General features: G+C 55.2%; 16 protein-coding genes and 1 tRNA gene. 4 read left to right on the forward strand and 13 right to left on the reverse strand.

Annotated features, from left to right (window positions below; genetic code table 11):
• Positions 1 to 116: 116 nt before the first annotated feature.
• The 3 genes from Pla100_RS04160 to Pla100_RS04170 form a co-directional block, all read right to left on the reverse strand.
• Positions 117 to 2,885, reverse strand: coding sequence for an MMPL family transporter (locus tag Pla100_RS04160; protein ID WP_146576640.1), 2,769 nt, complete (start codon positions 2,883 to 2,885; stop codon positions 117 to 119).
• Positions 2,886 to 2,976: 91 nt separating this feature from the next.
• On the reverse strand, positions 2,977 to 5,892 hold the full coding sequence (locus Pla100_RS04165; RefSeq protein WP_390620551.1) for a secretin N-terminal domain-containing protein: 2,916 nt from the start codon (positions 5,890 to 5,892) through the stop codon (positions 2,977 to 2,979).
• Between the two features lie 239 nt (positions 5,893 to 6,131).
• Positions 6,132 to 7,700, reverse strand: coding sequence for a hypothetical protein (locus Pla100_RS04170; protein WP_231602679.1), 1,569 nt, complete (start codon positions 7,698 to 7,700; stop codon positions 6,132 to 6,134).
• A gap of 272 nt (positions 7,701 to 7,972) precedes the next feature.
• Here Pla100_RS04170 and Pla100_RS04175 point away from each other — a divergent pair.
• A tRNA-Ala gene (locus Pla100_RS04175) sits at positions 7,973 to 8,045 on the forward strand.
• On the opposite strand, the gene Pla100_RS04180 is transcribed toward Pla100_RS04175, so the two are convergent.
• From Pla100_RS04180 to Pla100_RS04225, 10 genes are all read right to left on the reverse strand, one after another.
• The gene (locus Pla100_RS04180) at positions 8,036 to 8,989 is read right to left on the reverse strand and encodes a recombinase family protein (protein ID WP_146576333.1); all 954 of its coding nucleotides are present in this window, start codon (positions 8,987 to 8,989) and stop codon (positions 8,036 to 8,038) included. The two genes, Pla100_RS04175 and Pla100_RS04180, sit on opposite strands and share 10 nt — an antisense overlap.
• 667 nt (positions 8,990 to 9,656) lie before the next feature.
• Positions 9,657 to 10,211, reverse strand: coding sequence for a dihydrofolate reductase family protein (locus Pla100_RS04185; protein WP_146576334.1), 555 nt, complete (start codon positions 10,209 to 10,211; stop codon positions 9,657 to 9,659).
• A 5-nt stretch (positions 10,212 to 10,216) separates the two neighbouring features.
• Positions 10,217 to 10,990, reverse strand: a complete 774-nt coding sequence (locus tag Pla100_RS04190; RefSeq protein ID WP_146576335.1) for a YciI family protein — start codon at positions 10,988 to 10,990, stop codon at positions 10,217 to 10,219.
• Positions 10,987 to 11,406, reverse strand: a complete 420-nt coding sequence (locus Pla100_RS04195; RefSeq protein ID WP_146576336.1) for a DoxX family protein — start codon at positions 11,404 to 11,406, stop codon at positions 10,987 to 10,989. Before Pla100_RS04195 ends, Pla100_RS04190 begins: the two co-directional genes overlap by 4 nt.
• Positions 11,407 to 11,447: 41 nt before the next feature.
• Complete coding sequence (locus Pla100_RS04200; protein WP_146576337.1) at positions 11,448 to 11,852, reverse strand: VOC family protein; 405 nt, start codon at positions 11,850 to 11,852, stop codon at positions 11,448 to 11,450.
• 252 nt (positions 11,853 to 12,104) lie between these two features.
• The gene (locus Pla100_RS04205; protein ID WP_146576338.1) at positions 12,105 to 12,563 is read right to left on the reverse strand and encodes an SRPBCC family protein; all 459 of its coding nucleotides are present in this window, start codon (positions 12,561 to 12,563) and stop codon (positions 12,105 to 12,107) included.
• A 147-nt stretch (positions 12,564 to 12,710) separates the two neighbouring features.
• Positions 12,711 to 12,983 carry a YciI family protein gene (locus Pla100_RS04210; RefSeq protein WP_231602680.1) on the reverse strand — a complete coding sequence of 91 codons (273 nt, stop codon included), beginning with the start codon at positions 12,981 to 12,983 and terminating at the stop codon, positions 12,711 to 12,713.
• Positions 12,984 to 13,014: 31 nt separating this feature from the next.
• The gene (locus Pla100_RS04215; RefSeq protein ID WP_197167682.1) at positions 13,015 to 15,165 is read right to left on the reverse strand and encodes an efflux RND transporter permease subunit; all 2,151 of its coding nucleotides are present in this window, start codon (positions 15,163 to 15,165) and stop codon (positions 13,015 to 13,017) included.
• Positions 15,162 to 16,145, reverse strand: coding sequence for an HlyD family secretion protein (locus Pla100_RS04220; RefSeq protein ID WP_146576341.1), 984 nt, complete (start codon positions 16,143 to 16,145; stop codon positions 15,162 to 15,164). The genes Pla100_RS04215 and Pla100_RS04220 overlap by 4 nt, the downstream gene beginning before the upstream one ends.
• A gap of 113 nt (positions 16,146 to 16,258) precedes the next feature.
• The gene (locus tag Pla100_RS04225) at positions 16,259 to 19,075 is read right to left on the reverse strand and encodes a sulfatase-like hydrolase/transferase (RefSeq protein ID WP_231602681.1); all 2,817 of its coding nucleotides are present in this window, start codon (positions 19,073 to 19,075) and stop codon (positions 16,259 to 16,261) included.
• 151 nt (positions 19,076 to 19,226) lie between these two features.
• Here Pla100_RS04225 and Pla100_RS04230 point away from each other — a divergent pair, with 151 nt between their 5' ends.
• The 3 genes from Pla100_RS04230 (at position 19,227) to Pla100_RS04240 (ending at position 24,843) form a co-directional block, all read left to right on the forward strand.
• Entirely contained in the window at positions 19,227 to 19,772 is a 546-nt protein-coding gene (locus Pla100_RS04230) for a sigma-70 family RNA polymerase sigma factor (RefSeq protein ID WP_231602683.1), read from the forward strand.
• A gap of 370 nt (positions 19,773 to 20,142) precedes the next feature.
• Positions 20,143 to 22,170: a redoxin family protein gene (locus tag Pla100_RS30330; RefSeq protein WP_197167683.1), complete on the forward strand. Its 2,028-nt coding sequence runs from the start codon at positions 20,143 to 20,145 to the stop codon at positions 22,168 to 22,170.
• 147 nt (positions 22,171 to 22,317) lie between these two features.
• Positions 22,318 to 24,843: a serine/threonine-protein kinase gene (locus Pla100_RS04240; protein WP_146576343.1), complete on the forward strand. Its 2,526-nt coding sequence runs from the start codon at positions 22,318 to 22,320 to the stop codon at positions 24,841 to 24,843.
• Positions 24,844 to 25,002 lie beyond the last annotated feature (159 nt).

The following is a 25,002-nucleotide window of genomic DNA, read 5'->3' on the forward strand; positions in this document are numbered from 1 at the left end:
AACCTTTCGCGGTTCGCGATGATCAATCCTCAACGCGACGGTGCGGTTTTAAGGTCTGTTCGTTGTGCACCGACGGGACACTGATCGAGTGATCATCAGCTAGTTCACTAAGTTGATCATGTGGCGTTTTTTCGCCACCGGTCGTGCAACACAACGAAACTCGGCACGAGCACGGTGCGAACGTACAGGGTATCAATCAAGACGCCCAAGCCGAGAGCGAACCCGAGTTCGGTGATCCCACGCAGAGTGGTTTGCTGCAGCGTCCCGGTCGTCTCGACCGGGGCTCCGAACAAGCCGCTGAGCATCGGCCACCAAGCTGACGACGTCATACTGAGAAAGGTTGCCGCCATGACAAAGCCGCACGCGGTAACGATCCCACCGGTGCGGGCAACCGCTCGTCGCACTGCAGCCAATGAACCGAGCCGGCGACGTTCTTCCATGATTCGCGTGACCAAATAAACATTGTAATCTTGCCCGACGGCCACCAAAATCACGAACAAGAACAGAGGCAACTTCCAATCCAATCCCAGGAACTCAGGTCCGTCGAGAAAACGGAAGAAGTAATACGTCAGCCCCAAGGTCGCGTAATAACTCAACAACACCGTCATGATTAAATAGATCGACAGCACGGTCCGCCGAAGTACCAGGATCAAGACCGCCAACACCGCGACGATCACCGCCAGTTTGATTCGCCGTGTGTCCGACAGCGTTACTTCACGAAGGTCCACGATCGACGGCGTCGTTCCGGTGTAAAGTAGTTGCCACTGGGTCCCCGTGAGTGCCTTGGCATTGTCGAATGATTTTTGTATCCGCGAAGAGATGACGTCCAAACGATCGGCTGCGTCTCGGGAAAACGGGTCGACGTGAACAATCACATCGAGCCGTAGCAAGCGATTGGTGTATTCGGGTTCCCCGGCGATGAAATGCAAACGGGCCAAGCGGTGATTTTGTAGCGTTCGCCGCCGCCACGCGTCGCTGCTGAGCAGTCCCATGTCGCGATCAGGGGGGAAATCGCCCAGCGGATCGCTCATCGTTCGAACGCGGCGGACGCCTTCGGTCTTATACAACAACTTAGCCAACCGATCGCGAGTCTTGGCCATCGTTTCTTCGTCTTGATCGCGATCGGCCAACGCTAAAACCGAGATCGGTGCGAGTTCTCCCACACCAAAATGTCGATCGAGCAAGCTCATGCCCTGGCGACTGCTGGACAGGCGATCCAACTGGCCGGCCAAATTGTAGGTCACGCTCTGTTCGTGGACGGCACCACCAATCGCGGGCAAAATCAAAAGTATCCATCCGGCGGCGAGAGTCCATTTCGGATACCGCGTCAGCGCGATCGCCATGAAGTTCCAGAACCGACTTCCGGAGTTCAGCAAGCTCTTGCCTTTGGTCGAGTCGCCTTCATAGAGGTCCCGGGTAGACAGTAATTGGATTTTAGGCTGTTCCGATTCCCGCGTGATTCCGGTCGGCCAAAAAACGATCGGCCCGAGTAGTCGCAACAGGGCGGGTGTTAACGTCATGCAAACCAACAGCCCGACGCTCAAACAAATAGCAATGATCGGCCCGGTGTGATGGAATTTTCCGAAGTCAGCAAACCACAACATTCCCAAGCCGACGATGGTAGTCATGGCGCTACCAAGCAACGCACCGGAGACGTTCGATAACGCCCGTGTGCAAGCCACCGGCCAAGGGTGCGAGGCGGCTTCCTCACGAAGCCTTGCGATCAAGAATAAACAGTAGTCCGTTCCGGCTCCGAACAAAATCACGACAACAAAAATGCGACTCGTCGTGTAAACCCGCAAGTCCAGCCCCGCCCATTCTAAAAACACCGAAGCGCGGGTCAACATCGTGACCAACGCCATCGCCGTAACCACCGCCACGCCGATCGAAATCAACGGAACAGCCACGAGCAGCGGAGCACGGTAAATCACCGCCAAGATGATCAGAATCATCGCCACGGTGAACCACTCGGTATAAGTAATCGCCGAGCGTGCGGCCAACAAAGTTTGCCCACCGATCGCCGCCGAACCGGTAATCCGCACCTTTAAATCTTGCGAAGGTCCGAGCTCATCAACACGAAGGTATTCGGTTTGGTAATCGCGACAGCGGTCGATGATCGCTTGAAGCTCTTCGAGCAACTCGATGTTGCCTGTCGCCGCCAATTCACTCGACAATGTCAAGACTGCGATCTGAGCACGAGGACGCTTGAGTTGACCGCCGATGACAGTATCTTGCCAACTGTACAAATCCAGCAACACTTTCCAAGCATCCAAGTCTCGTTCGGTCACGGGCTTGGTTTCGGTGGCGATGTCCGGTCGCAAGACGACCGCTGCTTCGAGGTCACTAACGATCAACGACGTATCGGTCTGCGCGTCCGGTGAGAGACGCGTTGCCAATTGGCTGCGATCCCAAAACGCGATTGCCAACCGAGGTTCATAGTCAGTAACTTCGGCCTCTGGGACACGATCACCTAGTAGATCATAGAACTGTTGATCGATTTCGAGAGCTTGGTCGAGTGCCTCGGAGGCCACATCGAACCAACGTTGGGTTGCGATCGGTACAGCGGCATCGGCCGGATTCAAATCACCCGATTGCAATCGCTCCGCCCGCCGCCAACTAACCTCGGCCAACCGATGGTAAACGCGTCGCAGAATATCCAAACCGAGCAATCGATCCGCAGCGGTCCATTGGTCGCTGTCCTTGGCCAAGACGATGACGAGGCTGCTGCGGGCTCGCGTTCCCGTGAACGCCCGGTCGAGTATCCGCCCGCCTGCCACGCTCGTTTGAGTCGCCGGTAAGTATTCGAAGTCGCCATCTAACGCCACCGCGTTCCAAGACGGGGCAAACAGCTTTGCCATTATTGCGAGCAACAACCAGACGATCATGATCCATTTCGCGTTGGCGATGATCAACTTGGCGAACGAAGACTCGGTCTCGGTCGATTCGCCATCGTGCGTCGCGGCCGATCCGCTGTCGTTAGTCACGTGAGGAGCGTCTCCGGTCGCGATCACGAGAACTCGATTCCGATTTTTCCGATGTGACCTCCGCTGCCGCCCCCAACGTCGCCATCGCTTGTCGCAGTGTCTCGGCGGAAACGTCGCCTGACAATCGAACGATCTCGATTTCGCCGCCGGGCATCGCCGCTTGATCCAGTTTGTCGATCATCGAGACGATTAAATTGAGCAATGATTCCCCTTCGGCGCTGACAACAATCGTGTTGCCGATTTCATCGACACCCAGCGACAACTTGCCGTTGAAGGAAAAGTCGTTGCCACCACCGCTTTGTCCGGATTCCGAATCTTCCAAGCCTGATCCTTCCTCGCGATTGCTGGATCGTTTGACGTTCTTCTGCCCTTGCTTGCCGCCGGCGAACGCTTTGTCATTGCTGCTCAGAAGATCGCGGTAGGCGTCTTTCACCGTGTCCGCAATTTTCTCGGCTCGGCCATACTGGATCGTGACTAATTTGGTGTAGCGACTGCGTTTGGAATTGACTGGTTCGGGCACGTCCCACAAGCGAATCAATTCTTCGATCGTTCGCAATTGCTCGGCACTCGCACCGCTCACGATGATCGTGTTGGTATCAGAATTGGCCAAGAATCGAAGTTTGCCGGTCTTCGCCAGTCCGGTCGGCGACTTCTTTTTATCATCGTCGCCGTCACCGAAATACCAACGATAAAAATTATCCGCAGACGAATCGTCTTTGTCTTCGTCCTCTTCAAAGTACTCTTCCAAATCGAGTGTCAACAACGTCACCGACGCATGCTGAACTTGAAATACGTGATAAGGACGACGCGGCGGCTTGATCTCCAACATCAAGTTCTCGAGCTGATCAAGTGCCTGGGTATCTTGCGACGAGAGCACCAAATTCCCTTCAGAATCGATGCGGATTTCGATCGGCGGTTTGGACGCGGTGGGATTCGACGCCGCTTGTTTTGGCGAGGAATTTTGAACCGTTAGAGTCGTGGCGGTCTCATCGCCGCTCGGCCGATACGCACGTTGAGTTAGTTCCACGTCATCTTCACTGACCTTCGCGGGCGGATCAGGCAAGACACTCTCGGTGCCTTCCGATTCGGCGTCCTTTTCCGCGTCTTCCAGGACCTTTCGCTTCGCTTCTTCGATCGGATCGACGAACTCGGATTCTTCCGGCAATACCAATTCATTGCCCGACATGGATTGCCACTGGGCTTTGAGTTGTTTGAGATACTCGAGTGTCTCCGGCGTTGTTGACGCTTCGATCGTGCGAACCATTCGCCCGCTTCCTCCCGGTGGAGGCAGTTCGCCGAGTTTCATCAACAACGTGCGAACTTCTTCCATCTCGGCCTCGTTGGCCCACAACAGCACCTGTCGGTATCGCGTGTTGGCGGCGACACGAAACTCATCCTTTTCCTCGTCCTTGTCATCGTCGTTTCCACCGAAGCCGTAATAGTACGATCGGCGGTTGTTGCCGCTGTCCTCTTTTTCATCTTTCTGTCCCATCAGAAATGCGATCGACTCGGCGACCTCGGCCGGCTCCAATCGACGCAGTTGCAAGACCTCGAAACGACGTTTGCCACCGTCAAGCCGTTCGATCAACGACTTGATGATGAACCGGTCGGCGGCAGCCCCCGAAACGATGATCGCCGAGTTGTCTTTGTCGACCCGGATTCGCGTGTTGGGTTCGAGCACGTTCATCTCTTGAGCGATCTCGATCAGCTTTTCAGGATCGAGCGATACCAAACGAAAGACCTCGACCCGGGCGCTCGCGTCGGCGAGTGATCGCAAAGAACCGCCGGGCACGTCGATCCGTTTGAGGAACTCGGCCGCGACCGCGACTCGATCAATCGGTGCCCGCACGAGCACCGAGTTTTGCCGAACGTTGGCGACAATCGAAATCTCAATTTTCTGGTCCGGTTCGGGCGGCTTTCCCTGTTGCTGTTGTTGCATCCGCTGCATCATTTGGATCTGCTCGCGCGACATCGGTGACGGGTCATCCTTCTTCACGCCCAAGAATTCTTCGAGCAACCGCTTGGCCTCTTCGGCCGGAATATGCTGCAAACGAAACTCGGGTGCCAACGCGTCGCGGCTCGCGGCGTCGCGTTCTTCCGATAATAGCGAGGCGACTTGACGCAAGTTCACCGCTGCATCCATGATCTCGATCCGATTGGTCGTCGCCAACGGCGTGATCTTGCCGGCACCACTGAGCATCGCTTTGAGTTCTTCACTGAGCTTTTCAGCGGACAACCAACCCGCATCCAACATCGTTCGAACAAACGTGTGGTCGGGCAACTTCTTCAGTTCATCGGGATCGACTCGGTGGACCATTCCCGGATTGATCGCGTCGGTCTTGACGATCGTGATACCGCCGTCGAGTTGCAACATCGTGTAACCACGCGAGAGCAAATGTCGATTGATCAAGTCCGACGTTTCACGCACGTCCAAACGTCCGGGACTAACCAAGTTCACCAGGTCGCCGGGCAATTCTTGCCAATCGATCGGTTCGTCAGCGATGTCGGATAACCAACCGATGATCGAAACCCAACCTTGATTTCGAAATTGAAAACCAACTTTTCCATCATCGCCCAAGGTTGCTTTGAGTTCCGCCGGGTCACCTTCGGGGACTTCTAATCCGTCACGACGAACGATCTTCGGCTGCGACGATTCGGCACCGCCTTCTTTATTCTCTTCGCCGGGTTTTGCATCACCGGGTTTCGCGTCGCCGGGCTTTGCGTTACCCGGCGGAGAGGGACTGGAATCGCCCGGCTTTGATTCGCTACCGCGTTTGATCGCTTCGGCTTGCGCTCGCGCCATCGCCGCGCGCGGGTCCTCGTCTGCAAATGTCTTGCCGATCGCGGGAACGAATGAACCGATCGCGAAGGTAGAAAAAATGAGACACCAAGCGATCGAGAAGAGCACCTGCCGTCGAAGTGGGGAAAACCTCACGGAGTTCTGCCAATCAGAAAGGGGGCGGAAAGTCCAACCTAATGGAGGAAGTTGGGGCTTCCAGTATGACTGCGCGCCGGCCAATTCACAAACACGAACCGAGAGCCTATCCGAAAAGGGGCTGACTCTTTGGAGGCAGTCGACATTCGTTGCCTATTTTTATCGCCGCAAAGGGTCAGCAGGCCAGGGTCAGCCCCCTTTTGGATAGGTCCTTAGCGTCGCGGCAACCAACCCGCGACCGACGGTTGTTTCTTCAAAGAAATCTCCGATTCGCAGCGAATATCACGGTCGTCGGACTGCAACCGGGCAAAGAAAATGACCGAATCACCCTGAGGAACACGATCTTTCCAGCGGATCGGCACCGTCATCGCGTATCCATTGCCTTGGTTGCCCCGGCTGAGGGTTTCCAGTTCATGAAGCTGTTCAGTACCAAAGTCCCACCGACCCAACTTAGCATCGTCGCCGGTCTTGGTCGGATCCAACGCGATGATACTCAAGTGAATCGAGCCTTTGGGCAAAGGACGGGTTTTGATCGCGGTTTCTGCCTGAAGACTTTCGGTCGGGTGAATACTGCGGCCCAGGATCGCGATCGGATGACCATAAGCATCGTCAGCGCGAACGACCAAATCCACTCCCAAAGACATCGAGGATTCCGACGATTCAGCCGCAGTCGATGTCTCGGCATCGTTTGTTCGTACTTGGCTGGAAGTTGAATCGATGCGGATTTTCGTCGGCTGCAGTTCAATCGGCGGCACCGAACCGGCAAGTTGGCCAAGACCGCCGAGCATCGTTGTGCTCAATGGAAAGTCGATTTTCCCCGGCGGTCCGTCCGGGCGTCCGTTGGGCGCGTTCGGCGGCGTCGGTATGCCGGGTTCGATCGGATCGATCTTCAGGTCATTGGTGCCCGGTGGCATGGGGCCTCCCGGTGCGGGCAACAGATCCGGAATCATCATCGGCCCAGACGGCTTCCGGGGCGGCGAACCGGATGAAGACGGATTCGATGGTGGTGATTGCAGTTGTCCTGGGTCCAAGAGCGTGCCCGGGTCAACCAAACCTTCCGAATCCATCTGAGGTCCGGGATCGGTCAACTTGCCGGGGTCAACTAACGTGCCCGGGTCGACCAGCGCGTCGATATCCGGCAAATCGCCGAAATCTCGGGGCTGGGTAGCCGATTCCGATCCGGGCTTGGGCGGCTGATCGGTCGACGCGTCCGGCCGTGGCTTGGGAACCGAGGCGGGAGGTGGGGTGTTCGGTGATTTCGGTCCGGGCGGGATCGTTTCGAAGGAATCCGGCAACGGTACCTTGGATTCGCCGCGACTGCGAAACGCGTCGTCGACCGGGGCGTCGTCGAATCCATGGCCGAGGTCGCCTCCCTGACCCGATCCACGATACGGCTCCGCCGGAATCAGTGGTCCGTCGGTATTCGAGTTTGGATCAATCAGGTCGCGCAGCCGTCCGCCCCGTCGAGAAGGAGGCGCGTCGTCGGTCGCGCATTCATCGCTTCGGGCTCGCTCACGACGAAGCTTGTCGATCAGGACACGATTCTCGTAGTCGGCCTCGTAGAGTTGGTCCTCGAGCACCCGAACTTCGCGCTGCAGATTCTGTCGATAAAGATCCTCATGAGCCCGGCCGCGACACCCCGACAGAACGACCATCGCCGCCAATCCGCCGCCACCCAAAATCGCCTTGACGAGGCAGCGGCCGACACCAGCCGACGCGTCGGACGGGCAACGGCCGGCTCGAGCAGGTTCCGGTTCGACAATGAGGAAGGGGCTAATCAAGGCTATGTTCGCGAGGGACCACCAAAGGCCAAATCAAGAAGGCAAAAAGTTTTGTAAATTCAGCTCAAGTTGGGGTTATCAAAAGCCGACAACAGGTGTCAACGGGAACGGGATTCAATAATTTTTGCATTTCCTCAGCGGCCAACGCCCTTGACGCCTCGGAACTCTGCTCGATAAACTCTGCCCCTCACGCGACCGAAGATGTCCGCGTACCACGAAACGGCCCCACCCAGAGCCGATTCGTCGATCCTTTACCGGATCTACCCATCTAAGGGGGATTAGCTCAGTTGGGAGAGCGCTTGCATGGCATGCAAGAGGTCATCGGTTCAAGTCCGTTATCCTCCACTATCGGGGACAAGAAGCCCTTCGGCGAGTACGTCGAAGGGCTTTCTTATTGTGGGGACTAGAGTTACGTCATCGAGTCGGCAGTTCAACCAGACGATTTCAAGGATCTGACGTTTTTCATCGTATTCCGCTGTAAGCCATTTCTGGCTAAGGGTTTGAGAAAGTTCAAACACCCTTGATGCAAGTTCCGCGTTTTCGTCGCGTGTACGGTTTAAGGCTTCGAGTTGCAGCACGATGGAAGCGTGCCGGTCTCGGAGTTCCGTGTTCTTTTTTGCGAACGTATCGTCGTCAATCTGACCGTCGATTCGCAGGTTCAAAAGACGATCCTGCTGGTCGGCAAGTAACGTCGATTGACGTTGAAGCTCCGAACGCATGCCTCGCGTTTCTGCTTGGGCATCCTTGGTTTTTGAGGCGAGTACGGCCCGGAACCAGTCACGAATGCTATCGTCCTCGATACGGATTTTGTCGAAGAAGGCCAGCACCTGAGCATCGAAGTCTTCTTCTTTGATTCTCGTGCGGGGATGCCCCGGCTTGTTGTACTTGGTGCAGCGGTAATAGATGTATTCGCGTGGTCCGCTTTTCGTTTGCTTGGTTTTGATCTCACCAGTGATCTTGTGGCCGCAGAAGTCGCAATCGATGAGGTCGCCCGCGAACGTGAGCGTGTGAGTGACCTGCTGTCGGTTTCCAAGTAACGTCTGAACGCGATCCCAAGTGGTTCGGTCAATCAAAACGTCATGCTTGCCCGGAAACCAGTTTCCCTTGTACCGAATCTCGCCGATGTAGGCTCGATCGTTGAGCATGTTGTGGACTGACGTGCGTTTCCAATCTGGATTGTCTGCACGGTAAATGACACCTTCGTTCTTGAATCGTTTGACGATTCCATCAAGCGTGCAATTGCCGTAGGCGTAGAGTTGAAAGATGTAGCGGACGTTGGCCGCTTGCATAGCAGACCACTGTGGAAGTCGCGTCCAAGTAGATTACCACCACATGTTCACGGCTATTGTCCGTGAGTACAGTCCTGACAAACTCCGCGACTTGATGTGGTTCGGTGAAGGAAGATCTCATTTCTTGAGTGGTTCGATAATTGACGATCACCTCTCGGATGTGCGTTTCCTCAATATCAGGTTTCGTTTCAAGTACATTCATATATCCTCTGTTTTGAAAATCGCAGGCAACTCGGCAGGTTGCAGCGTTGGTTTTTCCATTCGTAGTGCCCGCCGCTGGCGAATTCAGCAGACACGGCAAGTCAAGGTGGAGCCTCGGCCTCTTCAACTCAACAGCCGGCCGAGCAGCAGCGGCTCGCTATAAGCGAACGCGGACCTTGACGCCGTGATATGATCAGGACTCCCAAGGCGGGGACCTCTGCATTCGGCCATTGTCTGCGTTAGGGATGTGCAGGGGCGTAAGCGTCCGCACGGACCGAGCGTTTAGCGAAGCCCGTAGCAGCCCGGCCCGCAAGGGAAACGCCCGAGAATCACATTTCCTTTCACCAGAGAACTGCTTGCGCCAGTAAAATGAACTGCGGCTAATCGTGGTTTGGAATGGCTCGCCAACGTAATGTGACAGCAACGAACGTTGGGGATCACGGCAGTCGCAGGACGCAATTGCATTTTAGTCGCGTCGGTAGTGCATGGCGACCGCGCCGTTTCGGAGCGGCGTCGCAGAGATTAACTCGAGCCGTCGCGTACTGGTTAGCCCGCTCTGATATAGGGTCGGGCCGTGGCCGGCGATCACAGGATGTACGAGGAATTTGTACTCGTCTATCAGTTCCAGACGGTCCAACTCCGTCGCAAGCTTGCCGCTGCCGAGAATCACGCCGGCTGGGGTTGCGTCCTTGAGTTTTTGCACGCCCATCCGCAGGTCGCCAGCGATGTGGTGGCTGTTGGTCCAAGGGAAGTCCTTTCGCGTCGATGACACAACATACTTCGGCTTGGCCTCCAGACTGACAGCCCACTCGCGGATTGCTGGCGGCACTTCCACGTCACCGCGGGCGACGGAGGGCCAGTAACTCTCCATCATCTCGTAGGTGACGCGGCCCCACAGCATTGCCCCGCCCTCCTCCAAAAGGCGAGTGAAGAAGCCATTTGTTTCGTCGTCAACGATTCCCTTTTGGTGGTCGACACAGCCGTCCAAGGTGACGTTGATGCTGAAGGTTAAGATGCCCACGGTAGCTAGTCTCCTCCGAATTTGTTTTGACGGCTTGAGGGCAAGGGAAAGAGCGGACGAATCTCAGCCGTCCCTCGTAGTGACCCCGGAATTCTGGCGGCGATGGCGATGGCCTCGTCGAGGTTTGCAACACGAATCAGGAAATAGCCGCCGAGTTGTTCTTTTGTTTCGGGAAAAGGACCATCGACAACCGCTCGACTTCCGTTGCGAATCCGCACACAGGTCGCGGTCTCTGGCGACTGAAGAGGCGCTGCCGAAACGAATTGCCCGTTCGCGTGCAGTTGATGGCAGAGGTCGACCGACTCCGCCAGTGCGGGTGCGTGTTCTTCGGGCGGCCAAGCCCCTTCCTCGGCATACATCAGCAGGATGTAGTCCTTCGGTTTTTCCGCATCGGATGGAGGACGTTGGCTTGCGTCTCCCTCCGGGAGCGACAACGAATCGGGTAACGAGAGAAGCGGTCTTATCTCGACTGTTCCTTTCATAGCTGGCGGCAACTTGCTGGCGATTTCGATCGCTTCGTCGCGGTCGCCAACGTCAATGATGTAATATCCGCCAAGTTGTTCGGTCGTTTCCGCATACGGGCCGTCAGTGATCTGACGTTGACCATTCCGAACACGAACACATGTCGCCGCCGTGACCGAATACAAGGGAGAAGAGGCAATGCACTTTCCTTGTACAGCCAAACCATCGCGAATGCTCATGGATTCGAGCATACACTCAGTGCGTTCGTCCTCGCTCCAACAATCCTCGGCTCCATACATAAGCAGCATGTATTTCATGTTTTGCTCACCACTGCTTCACTATTGGCCGCTGGGCGGGAGTCTGTTCCAAACGCCAACTTGAAAATTTCTGGTCGGCGTAATGCGAGTCCGACCCACGCAATTACCCCAACGATTACCGGAAAGTACCACGGTTCGCCAACGCGAAAGTGAGTGAGGACGGCTCCACCGAGGTACCCTGTCATCAAGATTGCTCCCAGAAACGAGGTACGCGGGATCAGGTAAATCAGAGTCACCGTGATCTCCAGCACTGCGATTGTGGGGAGCAAATCAAGTGGCAGCCCGAGTTTGGCCATCATCTCATTCTTACCGGGGAAGTCGGTGAACTTTGGAACGCCGCTGGCACCGATCATGAACAGACCGACAAGTGCGGTAAGCACCCAGCCAGTGATCCTCGCTTTTTTTGATTCACGCATATGATAGTTCCTTTGATTGTTTGTTAGGTTTCATGTCCTCGCTACTCCTGCATCCCGCTTAGATCCATCCACATCATTTCCCAAACGTGACCGTCCAAGTCAGCCAAATTACGGTTGTACATGAAGCCCAAATCCTGCGTTGGATTGATGTCGGCAGTGCCACCGTTCTTCGCCGCCAACTCGTTTAGTTTGTCCACCGCTTCCCGATCATCGCATGATAGAGCCAGCATCACTTCGCTGGAATCCGTTGAAGGGATTGGGCGACTGGTAAAAGTCCGCCATTTCTCGTGAGTCAACAACATGACGTGAATTGACTCGCTCCACACCATGCACGCGGCTGTTTCATCAGTGAACTGCGGATTATTCTCGAATCCCAGTGCCTCATAGAAGGCCATTGATGCCTTCAGGTCAGCGACAGGTAAATTTACGAAAATCATTTTTGACATTTGTTTCTCCCAAAAGATTAAGTTGTTCTGTTCTATTTAATCAGTAGTCGAATGGCCCACATACAAATCGACACAGAGTTGAGACTTTATTTGTCCCTGAAGCTTACACCGATATTGAGTTGACCGGCCTACCCTCGCAATCGGCTCTACTCTGTCGCTCTTGCAGAATGTTCGCAATTAGACAGCATCTTTCGCCGGTCGCTTTTCTGCATTCGGAAATAGCTTCAGGTAGTTGTGGCTCTCGTAAGAAGTTCAAGCACCTTCTGGAATTTCCGGCTCGACAAGATTCGCCAGTTGCAATAGCGACTCCTGCCACCCGAGGTAACACATCTCAGTCGGAATCACATCGGGAATTCCTTCCTGCACGACACTGATTTCGGTCCCGCATAACACCTCACGAAGAGTGATGGTGTTCGTCATTTCGCCGGGCAGTCCGGGAGCGTCGAACTTAGTCGTGTATCGGATCAATTCGCCCGGCGTGAGTTCGACGTAATTGGCAGTAAATGAGTGGGCATTGCCGGTTCCAAAATTTGTGAACGACATCCGATAGCCGCCTCCGACTTTCGCGTCTATTTCATGGACCTTGCCGGTGAATCCGTAAGGCGGGAGCCATCGAGCCAGCGCATCGGGGTCGAGGAAGGCCTTGTAAATTCGCTCCGCAGGGGCACGAAGAACTCGGTGAAGCTTGACGGTGTTTTTTGAATCGGTCATGGAGTGTTTTCCTCAAAGTAATAGTTGTTTATGGTTAGTCGAACGAACATCGCTGAAATCGACATCTCTGTCAAATTTTATGCCAAAATCAGTCTTCTGGGCCGATGAATGGCAATTTGAACCCTACCTCCATTCCTCTACAAGTCTTCATTTCCGCTCATCGTTAGCCGCTTGATGTTTCTCAAACATTCGGCTAACTCCTTCATCAGCGGCGCGAATTTCAAACGGCCCAGCTTTCAGACCAGGATGCGTCGACATCAGAGCAATCGCGTGGTTCAAATCGCGAGCTTCCAGTACGTTGAATCCGGCGAGGACTTCCTTTGTTTCGGCGTACGGACCGTCTTTGACATCGACCGCCCCGTCCTTCAGTCGCAGCGTGGCAGTATTGCGACTCGAATCGAGCGCTTCGCCACCTAACACGTGCCCACGACGATGCAGATCGTTGTGGTAGTTAACGCACTCGCAATTGCACTTCGTGGCGGCCTCGTTGAAGTCGCATGGCTTCTTCGCCGTAATAGGACGCTCGCACGGTACTGGAAAGTTCGGCCAGCGATACGCCCATCGCCTTGGCGTCTTCTTTGATTTGTAGGCGGTATTCCCATTTTCCGGGCCGTCCGCCTGCGGTTACGTCGTGAACGCCGGGGTACTTTTCTAGTTGCTCAACGCAGGCCGTGACGGCGGCTTCGAGTTGCGGAATGTCTTCGCTGCGAGCCAGCAGTGAGAATTCAATCGGCAACCCGGCCAGACCGCGTGGTCCGGAACCGAACGAGACAATATCGGCTCCCAGAAAGTCGCCCGCCTTCTTTCGCCAGCGTTGCACGAACTCCTGGCTGGTGAGTTGTCGATCGCCGACTTCGATCAACTGCACTGTCAAGCTGCCGACGTGGCTACCCGATGAAACATCGCCGTCGGTGCTGGCTCCGTAGCCGACCGTTCGATGCAGTGCGCTGACGACGCCATCGGGATTTTGTGTCAGTCCTTCGTCAATGGATTCCTGATTGATCTGCTGAACAGCTTTTTCGAGCCATCTGGTGGCTTCGTCCGCGATGCGTTCCGGAGTGCCGTCCGGGAAAGCGATCATGACGGTGCAGAAGTTGGAATCGATCTGCGGCAAAACGATGTAAGGAACGATACCGCTGCGAATTGTGCCGACGGTCACCATCAAAAGCGTGATCGCACAGCAAACGACGAGCGCCGGAAATCGCAGCGAGAGTCTGAGTGAGGGCAAATACAGTTTTTCGATAAACACATTCAGGACGGAGGAGACAACTCGATTGATGTATTGAATGCCGACCGCCAGAAACCGAAACGGACGGAACAACCATGTCGCCGTTCGCATTCCCGCTCCATCTTTGTGGGCGAGGTGCGAGGGCAGAACGGTGAGTGCTTCGGCGAGTGAAAACAGCAGGATCGCGATCATCGCGAACGGCAGGACTTCTGTAAATCTCGCCAGTCGTCCGGTCATGAACAGCATCGGCAGAAATGCGAGAATCGTGGTGAGTACGCTGGTGACTACCGATGGCATAACTTCGACAGTGCCGTCGATCGCCGCGTCGCGAAGTGACTTGCCCATTTGACGGTGCACGTAAATGTTCTCTCCGATCACGATCGCATCGTCGACCATGATGCCCAACGCAATCAGAAAGGCGAACATTGACGTCATGTTCAACGTTTGATCGGAAAAGTACATCACCGCCAATGCACCGGCGATGGATAATGGGATGCCCATCGACACCCATATCGCCAAACGCAATTCCAGGAACAGCGTCAGCAAAACGAACACCAGCAGCAAGCCCTGCCAGCCGTTTTTGACCAGCAGCAAGAGTCGAGCTTTCACGTCATCGGTGCGATCGCGGAAATAGATGAGTTCGTAACCAGGAGGTGCGTCGTAGTTGTCAACAAATTGTTTGACAGCGTCCCCCACATTGATGATGTCTTCTGTTTTGGCCGAGTCGATTTGCACGGCCAAGCCGGGGCGTCCGTTGATGCGACTGATCGCGGAATCGTCGGTGAATTCGTCACGGACCTCGCCAAGATCACCGATGGTCAGGACGACTCCGCCAGCGTCTTTGATCAGTGGAATCGCAGCGATCGTTGACCCGGTCGACTGCCGATTGCTGCCTCGCAGAAGAATGTCCTGCGATGACGTCTTCAGCGTTCCTCCCGGGACTTCGATGTTTTCGGAGCGGACGACTTCGGCAACCTGCGACAGCGTTAGGTTGTATTGGCGAAGCACGTCTTCATTGATTTCGACGTCGATTTGGTAGTCGGGAACTCCAACGACTTCCGCTTGCGAAACATCGTCTCTTAGAAGAACCTCATCGCGAACTTTTTCGGCCAGTTCACGCAGGGCCAGGCTTGCCTGAACGGAATCATCGTCTGGTCCCACGACGCCGATGCTGAGTGCGGTTGTGCGTGGTTGCTGACGCTGAACGACGGGTTGTTCGGCGAGTGCAGGGAAGCTCGGGATATTGTCGACTCGCGAACGGACTTCGCCGAGGATTTCCTGCACGTCCGCTTCGTCGACGCCAGAATCTAATTCGACCATGACATTGCCAGCGCCTTCGCGAGCAACCGACGTGATCCGGTAAACGCCGGTCACGCTGTCCGTGTCGATTGGTCCAGGCCGAGTCCGTCCTGACGACTTAGAACACCATCCCAGGCGTACGTGCGGCCACCTCGTTCGTATTCAATCGTCACCGGAACCGGTGGGAGTTCGTAGGCGTTCTCACTGGTTGAATCAGGAGCTTGCAGGAATGGCATATCTTCACTGCGAAGGCTGCACCGAACTTCGACGCTGGACGTATCTTCCAGCATTGCGACCATCGCCCCCGGAACAAGGTTCGCGTTTTGTTCAACACGCGCTGCAATCACGACACCTGAAAACGGAGCGACGATTTCCGTGCGATCAAGATCCAGTCTGGCTCTCTGAAGCTGCAGTGATGCGAGTTCGCGGGCCATCTTCAACGCCTTCGCACGCGTATCAAAACCGCGAATCTCATTTTCCTGAGTCGTGGTTTGTTGCATCGCCGTCAACAGCGCCAGTTCGACCGCATCCATTTCGGATGCCGATGTCGCACTATTTCTGCGCAGTTGGTCCATGCGGGCAACTTCGCGTTGTCGAACGGTTACGACATCGCGGCTGATCTTGATCAACCGCTCGGCATTTTCGATGTCGATTTTCAGGCGTTCGAGTTCGACGTCGGCACGTGCGACTTCCTGTTCAAGACGAGCAACTTCCAACCGGTAGTCGCTGTCGTCGATACGCAGAAGTATCTCGCCCTGGTTGACGTAGCGTCCGGGGCTGAGCGAGTTCGATTTGAAGACCACTTCACCGCCAACGCGAGCCGAAAGTTCGACTTCGCGATGCGGAATCACCACTCCGCTGGCAATGATGTTCAGAGCTCCGGTGTGAGGCCGGGCCTGGACCACTTCGACGGGCACCGACTTGCGGACTGGCGGCTTTTTTTGTTGCGGTTTGTCACGGAGACCCATTGCAAAAATAAACCAGCCACCACAAAGCAGCACCGCGATCGGTGCAACCCAATGGAAGAGGATGGTGTTTATGGCAGGCTGTTTCATTTGAAATTCTTTATCGCAATACGCTCTAAATGCCTGCCACGAATCTCACGAACTTTCACGAATCAAAACTCTTCCACATTCGTGTCGATTCGTGAAATTCGTGGCCTAAAACGTTACCTCGTCCGACGTCCGCGACCGTTCTTCGGATCAACTTCACCCCAGTAGCCGCCGATGATGTGCGGGAACTTACCTGGCGTGACGTGATAGTGTGGGCCACGCTCTTCGTCCGTGTGCAGGTTGAACTCGTTGAGCGGATTGTCTTTGTCGTCCTTCGCCAGCAATCCGTCCGCTTCGTACGGTCCGTAAACCGGAAAGCCGTCGAACGCGAACCCGATCACCGACGAGTGCATTCGGCCTTCGTCACTCCATGGCGTTTTCACGCAAACAGGATACTTGTGATAGTGATAGGCACTTTGCGGACTTGGGTGACCACAGCAGCGATCCAATCGCCACACGGCATCGGTCTCAAAGATGTGGTCAAACGGGTTGAAGAAGATCACGCCGTTAGTTGCCACACCGATTGGTCCCATGGGAAGTCCGCCGTTGGAATTCTGGGAGTCCATCGCGATCGGATCTTTTGCCAGCTTCGGATACTTTGGCAAATACCACGTGTTGGCCTTTTCCTGAATGTACGAAGGATTGCTGTCCAACATTCTCCACTTGTCAGGGAACGTCGCGGTGGGATGATTCGGCAAGTTGCGGCTTTGCATCACAATGTGATCATCGGTGACCGTAATCACGACCGAGTCTGGCTTGTACTCATCTTTCTCAACTAAGTTGCCATCAATATCCTTATAGCCGGCTCGCAACCACGAAGACATGTTGCCAACGAAAGGAGCTTCAAAGCGACCCGATTTGTAAAGCAGCTGATCAGAGTTCTTGTAGTTGAACTGCTTTGGGACGTCCTTGTTGCCGCCTTGCGGATCGTAGTACCAACGGCCACCGAGCGCGACGAGTGAGTCGATGTTCGGTTGCGGGAAATGACGGTCCGCGGCTGCCGGCGGTTGATAGTCGGTCGGCGTTGCGATCGAACGCAGGTTCATCGACTGCACCCAGAACTCCGCCTTCTTACCTTTGCCCTTCCCGTCAGAAAACCCGACGCTTAGTTTGACCGAATCGACTTCAGCAAACGGCGTGTGAAAATCCATCGCGTAGGTTCGCCAAATCGCATGACCGAGACTGTCGTTTGTCGATTCGTCTCGAAAGTCTTTTCGTTCTCGCTGAACCTGCGGGTAGATGCGAGTTTTGATCAGGTCCAGAGAATCAGTGCCATCCCTTTGAAAGAACTCGACCTTCAGATAAAGATTGTCGTTGTCGACATCAAAACCGTCTTGAGCCAGGCCAGTAATATCAAAGCGATACCAGCGGCTTTTCGGCGAGACTTCGGAGCTGACCATGGAAACCTGACCGGCCATTTCGCCATCACCGTTCTTGTCTGTGCCAGAGAACAGTCGCACTCTGCGGCCGTTGGATTCGACCAATCGGTCGCCAAGGATGTTGTATTCGGCATCGCCTAGAAGTTCCGCGTCGGCCAGCGACGAACCTTCTTGAGTAGCGACGTCGGCAGAGACAAGGATCATTGGCTGCGGTTGGGCACGGCTGTCGAACGGCTGGTCAGCCGCGACTCGTTGCTTGAACAAATTCAACTCGTCAGCAAGATGATTCGCGATCGCGTTGCGTTGTCCGGCAAGATTGTTTTCTTCGTTGGGGTCGTGAACGATGTCGTAGAGCTCCCGGTCGCCGTCATCAGATACAATCAGCTTCCACTGATCGCGGAAGATCGCGAAGTCTGCTTCAGCAATCACCAGTGTTCGCGATTTCACTACATCGTTAACAAGATTCCCCCAAACGTTTGCACCATCAAGCGGCTTGGTTGTTTTCAGTGAAACGCCTGCCGCTCCAGCGAGTGTGGGCAACAGATCATGAATTGCGACGAATTGCTGCGACTTCGTGCCAGCCTTTGTCGCGCCGGGAGCCTTCACGACACAGGGAACGCGAATTCCGCCTTCGTACACTTTACGCTTTTGGCCTCGAAGCGGTGCGTTGGTTCCCGTTCGTGCCGCGCCATTGTCTGAAGCAAAGACAACGATTGTTTCATGACTCATGCCCTGCTTCTCAATCGTTTCAAGAATTTCACCAATGCCTTGATCCAGAGAATCCACCATCGCGGCGTAAGTTGCGTTCCGCTCGTCCAGCTTGTTGCTGTATTTGGCGATCAGGTCTTCAGGAGCCTGAAACGGAGTGTGCGGTGCGTTGTAGGCAACGACCATGAACAGCGGCTTTCGCTTGTCGCGTTTCTCAATCAGTTCAACGGCTTCACGCGTCAAAAGGTCCGTTGCGTAGCCATCTTCCGTAACCGTTTTCCCATTGCGCTGCCAATCCGTTCGGTCGCGAATCCCTGTATGTTTGTAGTAGTCGATATGCGCATCCATGAACCCGTAGAAGTGATCGAACCCGCGGCGATTCGGATTGCGTGCCATATCGTCGGAGACACCAAGGTGCCACTTGCCGATCAGTGCCGTTTGATAGCCCGCATCCTGGAAGTCTGATACGAGCAAACGTTCTGTTAGTGGCAGGCCTTCGTCTCGAGGTCGCACGGGACCACTAATTCCGTAACGCCCGGGAAAACGCCCCGTCAACATCGCTGCGCGAGCCGGACTGCATGCGGGGTAGGCGTAAAAGCGTTCCAGTTCCAAACCCTCGTTTGCGAGCTTATCGATGTTGGGAGTCTCGGCGACTCCACCGTGAAACCCGACGTCCCCCCAGCCAAGGTCGTCCGCGAGCAGCACGACGATGTGCTTCAGTGGGCTCGTCGTTTTCGTGGCCTCCTGTTGAGCTCGCAGAGATGTGGCGTGCGAAAACAGGGTGCATAAGACTACCGACACCATCAGGAGTTGGCGGGGTTGAATAAAGAATGTGTTGATTCTCATAAGGAGTCTCGACTGATAAACTGTTGTTTGGATGGTCTTGCCTTAAGAAACCCGCCAATTCTCAGCAATCTACAGCCACGACAAAAAAAGTTTCATGCTTGATGACCTCCAACAACGACTGGCTGATGGCGACACAAGTGTATTCGGAGAATTGTTCACGATTCACCGTTCAAGGTTGTGGCAGATCGTCCACTTTAGACTCAGCGATAAAATCCGCGGGCGCGTTGACACGGACGATGTCGTACAGGAAATTTATCTAGAAGCGGAACAACGGCTGAGACATTACGTCGATGGCGACTTTCCATCCCTCTTTTTGTGGCTACGTCTCATCGTCGGCCAAACGCTCAGCAAGATTCACCGTACACACCTTAAAACCGAATCGCGATCTGTGCTGCGTGAAGCGAATTCCGGTCGTTCAGGCCTGTGGGGCAACACGTCGCTGTGCCTGTCTCAGCGTTTCATCGCCCATATCACATCGCCCAGCCAGGTCGCTGTCAAAGGTGAGCTGATTGACGAAGTGCGACAAGCTCTGGACGGCATGAGCGAAATGGATCAGGAAGTTCTCGCCCTGCGGCACTTCGAAGAACTGACCAACCAGGAAGTCGCCATCGAATTGGGTATCAAACCCAAAGCCGCCAGTATCCGCTACATGCGTGCGCTGGAACGGTTGCGAGGTGTGCTGGAAATGATTGAATGATTCGTGGCAAAAAACCTTCTCCCGTCTGTAGATTCGATTGCCCGCCGGGGTTTAAGACTAAGAACCTATCCGAAAACCTATTTGCCCTCGCGATGATTAAGAACTTTGACTTCGTCTCAAGGCACGACGACGAGGCAATGAACATTTATTGTCGAGAAGGAGTAACGAAGAGAGAAGTCAAAAGTCTAATCATCCCTTTGGGTTACGTAGACTGTCAGTTTTTCTCGTCGTCATTTCTCATCGACGATGAATGGTCATCGCCTCTTCGAAAAGTTCCTAGAGCCAAACTAACAGTCTTAACGTAACGCGAGTGAAGAGGTTTTTGGATAGGCTCTAAGAACCCATTCTCCAAACCCCGCGAGACCATCCAATGCGCCGCACTGCACTTTTAATCGCCGTTTATTGCCTGACGTTTTTTGTTGCCGATTCAATCGCGCAAGCTCAGCCACCCGGAAGACCAGGAGGTCCCAGTCAACAAGGGCGTGGCGCTGGCGGGCAGTTTGGTGGGCCCGGTGGAGGTCAGGGGGGACAGGCTGGGCAACAGGCTCCGCCGTGGCTGGCAATTTTTGATGCCGATTCCGATGGTGAAATTTCAGCCGATGAAATCAAAAACGCAACGGCTTCACTACTTAAGCTCGATCGCAATCGTGACGGCCGGTTAACAGGTGAAGAACTTCGTCCAAACGGAGGCTCAGGCGCACAAGGCCGACCCGGTGGTCCGGGCGGCGGACAGCAGATGCGGGAACAACAGGGGCAACGCGGCGGCCCCGGTGGCGCACGCCAGGGTTCAGGAAATGCCGGAGGTCCTGGTGGGCGTGGCCCGGGCAGTGGCGCCCCAGGAGGTGGCGGACGTGGCGGCGACCCTGCACAAGGGGATGCGGCATTTGCGGCTCAGGTCCTGACGCTTGATACGAACAAAGACGGGCTGATGACGCTTGACGAACTTCCCGGACACATGCACGACGCGTTCGAAATCGCCGACGCGGATAAGAACGGATCACTCAACGATAAAGAGCTGCTCGTACTTGCGTCACAGTTTCGCCGAGGCGCGCTGAACCCCGACGCTGACCAGGAAATGAAGAACCCACCGACTCAGGGCCGCCAACCAGCTCAGGGCGGTCGCGGGGCTGGACAAAGTCCAGGACGAGGTGGACAGGGCCAAAGTGGACAGGGCCAAAGTGGACAGGGCCAAAGTGGTGGACGAGGTGGTCAGCGCGGAGGTGCCGGCGGTGGTCAGGCGTCTCGTGGTGCTGAGCGCCAACGGCCTCGTGACAGAGTAAGTCCTCGTGACGCGCAATTCAATGAGAAGCTTCCGATCGGCTCAACGCTGCCGGACTCGTTGCAGCTTTACAATGTTGACCGCAAGTTGGTTGCTGCCAACAGCATCTTCGACGCTAAGTACACCGTCGTCGTCGGCGGGTGTCTAACATGTCCTGAATTTCGCAATTCCTATCCGGAGATCGAAGCGGTCGCCGCCGACTATCGCGACAAAGGTGTGCAGTTCTACTTTCTGTTTCAATCGCTCACTCACCCGGAAAACTGGGGCTATGTGCAGCCGACATCGATTCAGGAACGCTTCGCTCAGGTTGATCACGCGAAAGAGTTGCTCAAGACGTCGATTCCCTGGCTGACTGACACGATGAATGGCGAGATGAAGCAGCATTTCGGGATGACGCCAAATTCACAGTTCGTGTTCGATCGCGATGGCAAAATTGTGCATCGAGCTTCGTGGGGGCGAGGATCCAGTCTGCGTGAGTCACTTGAAGAACTGGTCGGACCGTCTGAAAAAGTCACAACAGTCGCTGAACTGAATCTGCCTCAGTTTACTTCACAACGAACCAACCCCAACGACATGCTTTTTGAACGCAAGACGCTCGAGGGCATTGCCGCTCCACTGAAGGTCGTGGCTGGTGGCGAAGAGATGCAAGCCGAAAGTTTGAAGTCGCTCGATTTCACAGAATCCAATCGCTACGCCAAGTTGCGTCCTGAAGCCGATCAGCAACTGCTGCGAACTGGAAGCGGGCAACTGTACCTCGGTTTCCGACAGGATCCGATTCTGGGAGCCGAATGGAACAACCTGGCAACTCCGCCAAAGTATCGCATCACGGCCGATGGCGTCACCATCACACCGGCGATGGCCGAAGCTGAAAAGCTCAGCGTTGAATCCGACACCGAACCGCGTGAGTTTCTGGTCGATGTTAAGAACTGGGAAGCTGGCAAGCCCATCAAGGTTGAGATTCAATACTTCGCCTGCAACAAGAAAAAGGGCTGGTGTAAACCCGTTACACAAGAGTTCACAGTGTGGCTGGAGCAAGATCGCACGGCTGGCATGGTCGCAGGTCGAAGCCATTTTCCAGGTGGCGGAGGACGAGGCGACGGTCAGCGTCGAGGTCAGTAAGTTCCCGCAGCGGAACTCGTCAGGAGTTTCGGCATTTCGCAATCTGTGCAGACCGACGGTCTCTGCGGCTTCTGATACGATGCAACCCCAATCATGATGGCTTCTGCATGCACCGCTCGATTGCAACCAACTGATGCAACCAACTGAATGAAAGTTTCCGAACCTACTGACGACGTTCTTGAGTTGGTCGATGTCCATGCAAGCGACTTTATTGCCCGCTACCGCAACGGTGATCGGCCGACGGTTGAGGAATACGCAAATCGGCATCCTGAGCTCAGCGATTCGATCCGTCGCATGTTCCCACTTGTCGCGTCCATCGAACGTATCAAGGTGAATGAGCAGGTCGAAGCAAGCGGCGGGGCGACTCTGGCCGGTCGTGAAATTTCGCAACTCGGCGACTACCGCATCATTCGCGAAATCGGGCGAGGCGGGATGGGGGTCGTCTTTGAAGCTCATCAGGAATCACTGGACCGAGTTGTCGCCATCAAGGTTCTGCCGAAGCAAAGCCTGTTGGACGACGAAGCACTGAAACGCTTTCGCAGGGAGGCGACAACGGCCGCGGCGATGCATCACACCAACATCGTGCCGATCTATGGAACCGGCGAATCGGATGGCTCGCACTATCTGGTGATGCAACTTATTGATGGAAAGTCACTGGACTCTGCGAACACTACCGACACAGAAACATCCTGCACCGACGTGGCTCGCATCGGCGAACAAGTTGCCGATGCGATTTCGTATGCTCATGCCAGCGGAGTGATCCACCGAGACATCAAGCCCGCCAACATTTTGATTGAAGCGAACGGAACCGCGCAAGTCACCGACTTTGGGCTCGCGAAGAACGTCAACAACGACATCACCAACACTCGCACGGTCAGCGGAAGCCTGCGGTATATGGCTCCCGAGCGATTCTCTGGAGTATCCAACAAAGCTGGCGATATCTATGGCATCGGAATCACGCTTTACGAATTGCTTGCCGGTCGACCAGCCTTCGACGCGACCGATGCCGAACACCTGATCAGCTCGATCACAGGTGCGAGCCTGAAGCCCATCCACGCCGTCCGACCAGACGTACCGACGGATCTCTCGACCATTGTTGGCAAGGCGATCCATGTCGACCCGTCGCAGCGCTACCAATCCGCCGCCGAACTGCGAGACGATCTGCAACGATTTCTTGCTGATGAACCCATCAAAGCCAGACGGATCTCACTTTGGGGCCGACTCGTTCGCTGGGTACGCCGCAATCCCAAGCTTGCCGCTGCGGTTGGAACGTCGGCTTTCGCGCTGATCGCCGCAACCATCGTTTCAACGATTGCCTTTCTCGTCACGTCAGAAGCGAATCAGCGTTCTGTCGATACTTTGCAAGCGTCTGAGCAAACTGTCGATCTCGCGCTGCAGTCACTCAATGGTGTGGTTGATGTCGTCTCGCAAACACCAAATTCTGCCGACCTTCCGCTTGGGGAAGTATTCGAAGACGACGACTTGTTGCCGAATGTCGGCATTGAACCTTCCCCCACTTCCGCCAAGATTCTGGAACGTCTCCAACCGATCTACGAACGACTGTCGCAGCAATCGCCCACTCGCAGCGACATCATTTTGCAAAGTGTCGATTCCAGTATTCAACTCGCGCGAATTCAGCATAGCCTGGGGCGAACGTCGGTCAGTATGGAGACGCTTAAATCCAGCATCACGTTGCTGAATGAACGTGGCAAGCCCGCGTCGATTCCGGCTGACGATTTGCAACTGCGACTTGCACGTTTGAACAACGAACTCGGAGCCTTGTACGCCACCGATTTCAATCGGACGGAGTCGATGCAATGTTTCGAAGTCGCAGTCGCCGCCGTGTCTCGGCTTGACGATTCCAACACAGCCGGACAGACGGAACTCGCCCGAGCCCACTTGAATCTGGGAAGCCGTCCGCCGCAGCTTCGTCGCGGCGAATCGCTTACGCCCGAGCAGCGAGCCGATGATCTTCAGCATATTCAAAGTGCTATTCAGATTCTTGAGGAATTGAAGAACTCTCAATCGCAAACCAGGACGACCAACATCTTGTATGCGAACTCGCTATTAGGTCGATCGCGTCTGGCAACGACTCCACGAAGTAGACACACAGACTTCCGAGCGGCAGTCTCAATTCTTCGCGATCAATTGCATGCAACGCCGGACGATGCCGTCGTGCGATTCGAACTTGTCGAAGCGCTTGCGGATGTTAATCTTCGAGGTCAGCGTTCGCCACGACAGTTCAACGAATCCGAAGGTCGCCTAAAAGACGCGTTAGCAGAAATCGCAACGCTTCGTGCGAGCAGCCCGGACAATGCGGTGTATCTCGCAACCGAAGTCCACCTACGTCACAAACTGTCGCGAATCGCCAGCATGCAATCGCGTTTGGATGATGCCGACGTTCAGTTGAGCGAAGCGATCCAGCTACAAACCAGGCTCATTCAGACGTGGCCCACCAGCGTTCGACATCGTTGCTGGCGGGCAATGCTGTATCGCAGTCAGTCGACGTTGTACCGACAATGGCAGAAGCCCGACGCGGCCAACGCAGCAATCGCCATGGCGCAGGCCGACATCGACGCGATCGACCCCCAATTCACAGACCACCCTCTCGTTGCCAACACACGCGACTTGATTCGCGAGTTTGCCAACACACAACCGGAGCTCAGGCAATAACCCAACATTGCACTCGCCCCATGTTCGCAGCCGCATCAACGTGGCTGCTGACTCAAGGCCGTTATTTGGCATCGCGATTCTGTCCGCATGTGACAACCCAAATCTTGCCAAACGACGCGAAAGTGGCTCGACGAGTGCAATGGTTCGACACTTCGCTGA

This window comes from Neorhodopirellula pilleata, assembly GCF_007859915.1.
Lineage (GTDB): Bacteria > Planctomycetota > Planctomycetia > Pirellulales > Pirellulaceae > Rhodopirellula > Rhodopirellula pilleata.

What these genes read in the sequence shown, in the direction of transcription:
- Pla100_RS04195 (WP_146576336.1), bottom strand. Translation starts at nt 11,406, where the DNA reads ATGCGTGAATCAAAAAAAGCGAGGATCACTGGCTGGGTGCTTACCGCA.
- Pla100_RS04190 (WP_146576335.1), bottom strand. Translation starts at nt 10,990, where the DNA reads ATGAAATACATGCTGCTTATGTATGGAGCCGAGGATTGTTGGAGCGAG.
- Pla100_RS04240 (WP_146576343.1), top strand. Translation starts at nt 22,318, where the DNA reads ATGAAAGTTTCCGAACCTACTGACGACGTTCTTGAGTTGGTCGATGTC.
- Pla100_RS30330 (WP_197167683.1), top strand. Translation starts at nt 20,143, where the DNA reads ATGCGCCGCACTGCACTTTTAATCGCCGTTTATTGCCTGACGTTTTTT.
- Pla100_RS04205 (WP_146576338.1), bottom strand. Translation starts at nt 12,563, where the DNA reads ATGACCGATTCAAAAAACACCGTCAAGCTTCACCGAGTTCTTCGTGCC.
- Pla100_RS04200 (WP_146576337.1), bottom strand. Translation starts at nt 11,852, where the DNA reads ATGTCAAAAATGATTTTCGTAAATTTACCTGTCGCTGACCTGAAGGCA.
- Pla100_RS04220 (WP_146576341.1), bottom strand. Translation starts at nt 16,145, where the DNA reads ATGAAACAGCCTGCCATAAACACCATCCTCTTCCATTGGGTTGCACCG.
- Pla100_RS04180 (WP_146576333.1), bottom strand. Translation starts at nt 8,989, where the DNA reads ATGCAAGCGGCCAACGTCCGCTACATCTTTCAACTCTACGCCTACGGC.
- Pla100_RS04225 (WP_231602681.1), bottom strand. Translation starts at nt 19,075, where the DNA reads ATGAGAATCAACACATTCTTTATTCAACCCCGCCAACTCCTGATGGTG.
- Pla100_RS04160 (WP_146576640.1), bottom strand. Translation starts at nt 2,885, where the DNA reads ATGATCGTCTGGTTGTTGCTCGCAATAATGGCAAAGCTGTTTGCCCCG.